Consider the following 5,280-nt stretch of genomic DNA (forward strand, 5'->3'; position numbering starts at 1 on the left):
GCCGGGCGCGGCCAGCCGGGCGGCGACCGTGACCGGACGGCCGTCCGCGAGGGCCGTGTCCAGCTGGGCGAGCGCGCTCGCGGCGGGCAGCGGGGCGATGCCGATCCGGGCGATCCTGGCCCGGTCGGCGGGGCTCAGCGCCTCACCCATGCCCTCGCCCTCCCAGAGGCCCCACGGCAGGGAGAGCGCGGGCAACCCCAGTGCGCGGCGGTGCAGGGCGAGCGCGTCCAGGAAGGAGTTGGCGGCCGCGTAGGCGCCCTGACCGGCGGTGCCGAGCACCCCGGCGACCGAGGAGAACAGCACGAAGGCGGTGAGCGGCAGGTCGGCGGTGGCCTCGTGCAGTGCCCAGGCGCCGTCGACCTTGGGCCGCAGCACCGCGGTGAGCCGCTCGGCGGTCAGCCCCTGGAGGAGGCCGTCGTCCAGCACTCCGGCGGCGTGCAGCACCCCGGTGACCGGCAGCTCGTCCGGCAGGCCGGAGAGGGCGGCGCGGACGGCGGCCGGGTCGGCCACGTCGCAGGCGGCCGCGGCCACCCGCACGCCCTGCCCGGTCAGCTCCTCGACCAGTCCGGGGTCGGCCGCGCCGCTGCGGCTGAGCAGCAGCAGGGAGCGCACCCCGTGGGCGGCGACGAGGTGGCGCACCACCGTTGCGGCGAGGGCGCCCGAGGCGCCGGAGACCAGCACGGTGCCGGTGCCGAAGGCGCCGCCCACGGGGGCTGCCGCGCCGTCCGGGCCGGGGCCGGCCTGGGTCAGCCGCGGGGCGAGGACCCGGCCGTCACGGACCAGGACCTGCGGTTCGTCGGCCGGCCAGGCGACCGCGGGGAGCCCGGCGAGGCCGTCGGCGGGCAGATCGGTGTCGACCAGCAGCACCCGGCCCGGGTTCTCGGTGGCGGCGGAGCGGACCAGGCCGCCGACCGACGCGGCGGCGAGCGCCTCGGGCGTGCCGGGCCGGGCGGCGGGGAGCAGCACGGCGAGCCGGGCCGTTTCGAGGACGGGCTCGGCGAGCCACTCCCGCAGCAGCGCCAGCGCCCGGACGGTGGCCACCCGGACCAGGTCCGGCACCTCGGCCCCGGCGCCCCCGGCCGGGGCGCTCTCGGCCGGGGCGCTCTCGGCCGGGGCGAACGGCAGCAGCACGATGGCCGGGACCGGCCGGCCGGTGTCGGCGGCCAGCTCGGCCGCCGTCGGGTAGGCGCGGGCCTCGCGGCCCCGGGCGGTGAGCGCCTCGGCGAGCGGGCCGGCGAGCCCGGGATCGCCCAGCACCGCGACGGGCCCGGCCCCGTCGGTGAGTGCCAGCGGAACGGTGTCCGGGACGAGCAGCGGGTCCGCGCCGCGGGCGGCGGCGAACCGCGCGGCCGGCACCTCGGCGAGCTCCAGCGCGGCGACGTGGAGCAGCGGGGTGCCCGTCGCGTCGAGCAGGGTCACCGCGGCCCGGCGTTCGCCCTCGGGTACCACCCGGGCCCGCAGCGGCCCGGCGGCCGCACCCCCGTGGTGCCGGATGCCGAGGTGCCGGACGCCGTGCCAGGCGGCGGGCAGCAGCAGGGTGGTCCGGCCGTCCTCCGGGAGCCCGGCGTGGGCCCAGGGGTGGAGGGCGGCGTCCAGCAGGGCGGGCGGGACGGTGAAGCGGGGGTCCGCCTCGCGGGCGCCCTCGGCGGGGGCGGCCAGTTCGGCCGAGAGCGAGCCGTCCGGGTGGCGCCAGGCCGCGGTGACGGCGCGGAAGGCGCCGCCGTAGTCGAGGCCGTGGGCGGCGAGGGCCGGGTAGAGCTCCTCGGGGTCGACCGGACGGGCGCCGGGCGGCGGCCAGTCGGACGAGGCCGGTACGGGCGGGGCCGGCGGGTGCGGGGCCGTGGCCTCGGGGGCGAGGGTGCCGGAGGCGTACAGGGTCCACCGCGTCCCGCCGTCGGGGCGGGCGTGGATCCGCAGCTCGCGTTCGCCGCCGGGGCCCTCGGGGCCGAGCCCGAGCTGCAGGTGGACGGCCTCCCCGGTGGGCGGGAGCAGCGGCGCGTGCAGGTCGAGCGAGGCCACCACCGGTACGCCGGCCCGGCGCCCGGTGTGCAGGGCCAGGTCGAGCAGGGCGGTGGCGGGCAGCACGGTGGCGCCGGCGACGCCGTGCCCGGTGAGCCAGGGGTGCTCGCCCAGGGCGAGGCGGCCGGTGAACAGGGTGCCCGCGCCGTCGGCGAGTTCCACGGCGGCGCCGAGGAAGGGGTGGCCGGCGGAGCCGAGTCCGGCGGCGGCCACGTCCCCGGAGGTGGCCGGGGCGTCCAGCCAGTACCGGGTGCGCTGGAACGGGTAGGTGGGCAGTCCGGTCACGGTCACCGGGCGGTCCTCGGGGCCGTCCTCGGGGCCGCCGGGCAGGGCGGCCCGGTCGACGGTGGCGCCGGCGGTGTGCACGGTGGCCAACGCGGCGGCCAGGGTCAGCGGTTCGGGCCGGTCGCGGCGCAGCACGGCCGCCGTGACGGGGTTCTCCTCGGCCAGGACGTCCTGGACGAGCGTGGTCAGCAGGGTGTCCGGGCCGATCTCCAGGTAACGGGTGGTGCCGAGCTCGTGCAGCGCGCGGACGCCGTCGGCGAAGCGGACCGTCCCGCGGACGTGGCCGGCCCAGTAGTCGGGCGAGGCCAGTTGCTCGGGGTCGGCCGGGCGGCCGGTGACGTCGGAGACGAAGGGGACGGCCGGGCGGGCGAAGGCGAGCCCGGCGAGCGCGGCCCGGAAGTCGTCCAGCATCGGTTCCATCAGCGGGGAGTGGAAGGCGTGGCTGACCTTCAGCCGCCTGGCCTTGACGCCCTCGGCGGAGAGCCGGGCCGCGACGGCCAGGACGGCGTCCTCGTCACCGGAGACGACGGTGGCGAGCGGCCCGTTGACGGCGGCCACCGAGGCGGCCGCGGTGTGGCCGTCCAGCGCGGCGAGGACCCGCTCCTCACCGGCGCGGAAGGAGAGCATCGCCCCCTCGGCGGGCAGCGCGTCCATCAGCCGGCTGCGGGCGGCGACCAGGGCGACCGCGTCCGGCAGGGTGAGCACCCCGACGGCGTGGGCGGCGGCGACGGCGCCGATCGAGTGGCCGAGCACCGCGTCGGGGCGCACACCCCGGGCGGCGAGCAGCCGCACCAGGGCCGTTTCGACGGCGAACAGGGCGGGCTGGGTGTACGCGGTGCGGTCCAGCAGACCGGTCTCCTCGAACACCACCTCCCTCAACGACCGCTCCAGATACGGCCCGAAGGCCTCCGCCACCTCGTCGAACGCGGCCGCGTACACCGGGAACGCCTCGTACAACTCCCGACCCATACCGACGCGCTGGCTGCCCTGGCCGGTGAACACGAACGCCGTCCGACCACCCAGCGCCTCACCCCGCACCAACCCCGACGACTCGGAGCCTTCGGCCAACGCCCGCAACCCGTCCAGGAGTTCGGCGCGCCCGGCGCCCAGCACCACGGCCCGCCGCTCGAACGACGACCGCGTCAACGCCAACGCCCGCCCCACCGCGACCGGTTCCAGCCCCGGACGCTCCTCCGCGAAGGCCAGCAACCGCCGCGCCTGCTCCCGCAACGCCACCTCCGAACGCGCCGACACCGGCCACGCCACCACCACCGGAGCAACCTCCACAGCGAGCTCCGGCACAACCGGCGACTGCTCCAGGATCACGTGCGCATTGGTCCCGCTGATCCCGAACGAGGACACCGCCGCCCGCCGCGGACGCCCCACCTCCGGCCACTCCCGCGCCTCGGTGAGCAGTTCCACCGCACCCGCCGACCAGTCGACGTGCGGGCTGGGCGCGTCCAGGTGGAGGCTGGCGGGCAGGCGGCCGTGCCGGAGGGCCTCGATCATCTTGATCACACCGGCCGCGCCGGCCGCGGCCTGGGTGTGGCCGATGTTGGACTTGACGGAGCCTAGCCACAGCGGCCGGCCCTCGGGTCGGCCCTGGCCGTACGTGGCGAGCAGGGCCTGTGCCTCGATCGGGTCGCCGAGCCGGGTGCCCGTCCCGTGCGCCTCCACCGCGTCCACATCGGCCGCGGTGAGACCGGCGGTGGCGAGGGCCGCGCGGATCACCCGCTGCTGGGCGGGGCCGTTAGGGGCGGTGAGGCCGTTGCTGGCGCCGTCCTGGTTGACGGCGGTGGCGCGGACCAGGGCGAGCACCGGGTGCCCGTTGCGCCGGGCGTCGGAGAGCCGCTCCAGGACCAGCACCCCGGCGCCCTCGGCCCAGCCGGTGCCGTCGGCGGCCGCGGCGAAGGGCTTGCAGCGGCCGTCGGGAGCCAGGCCCCGCTGGCGGCTGAACTCCACGAAGGTGGCGGGCGTCGCCATGACGGTGACCCCGCCCGCGAGGGCGAGCGTGCACTCGCCGGAGCGCAGCGCCTGGCCCGCGAGGTGCAGGGCGACCAGCGAGGAGGAGCAGGCGGTGTCCACGGTGACCGCCGGGCCCTCCAGGCCCAGGGCGTAGGAGACCCGGCCGGAGGCGACGCTGCCGGCGCTGCCGCTCACCAGGTAGCCCTCGTAGCCGTCGGGCGCCTCGGGGGCCTGGCTGAGCCGCGCGCCGTAGTCGTCGTACATCACGCCCGCGAAGACGCCGGTCCGGCTGCCGCGCAGCGTGGCCGGGTCGATCCCGGCGCGCTCCACGGCCTCCCAGGCGGTCTCCAGCAGCAGGCGCTGCTGCGGGTCGGTGGCCAGCGCCTCGCGGGGGCTCATCCCGAAGAAGGCGGGGTCGAAGTCGGCGGCGTCGTACAGGAATCCGCCTTCGCGGGCGGTGGAGGTGCCGGGCCGCCCGTGGTCGGGGTGGTGGAGCCGTTCGACGTTCCAGCCGCGGTCGGTCGGGAACGGGCCGACCGCGTCCACGCCGTCGGCGACCAGCCGCCACAGGTCCTCGGGGGAGCGCACTCCGCCGGGGTAGCGGCAGCCGATGCCGACGATCGCGATCGGATCGTCGTCGGGCGCCACCCGGGCGACCACCGTCTCCGGGGCCGGCTCGCCCTCCTCGGGCAGCAGTTCGGCCCTCAGGTGCCCGGCCAGGGCCGCCGGGGTGGGGTGGTCGAAGACCAGGGTGCTGGAGAGCCGCAGGCCGGTGGCCGCGTTGACCCGGTTGCGCAGTTCGACGGCGGCCAACGAGTCGAAGCCCTGCTCGGTGAACGAGCGCTCCTCCTCCACCGCGTCCGGCCCGCTGTGGCCGAGCACGGTGGCCGTCGCGGTGCGGACCAACTCCCGCAGCAGCACGCCGCGTTCGGCCACCGGAAGGGCGGCCAGCCGCTCACCGAGCGAGGCCGCTCCGGCGCCGCCGACGGCCCCGGCGCCCGGGACGGCGGC

At 78.1% G+C, this 5,280-nt stretch carries 1 protein-coding gene; it reads right to left on the reverse strand.

Annotated elements, in window-relative coordinates:
* Positions 1-5,280, reverse strand: a 5,280-nt coding sequence (locus tag ACWEQL_RS40700; protein WP_452156385.1) for a type I polyketide synthase, incomplete at both ends; no start/stop codon positions are given.

It is taken from the genome of Kitasatospora sp. NPDC004240 (assembly GCF_053603215.1).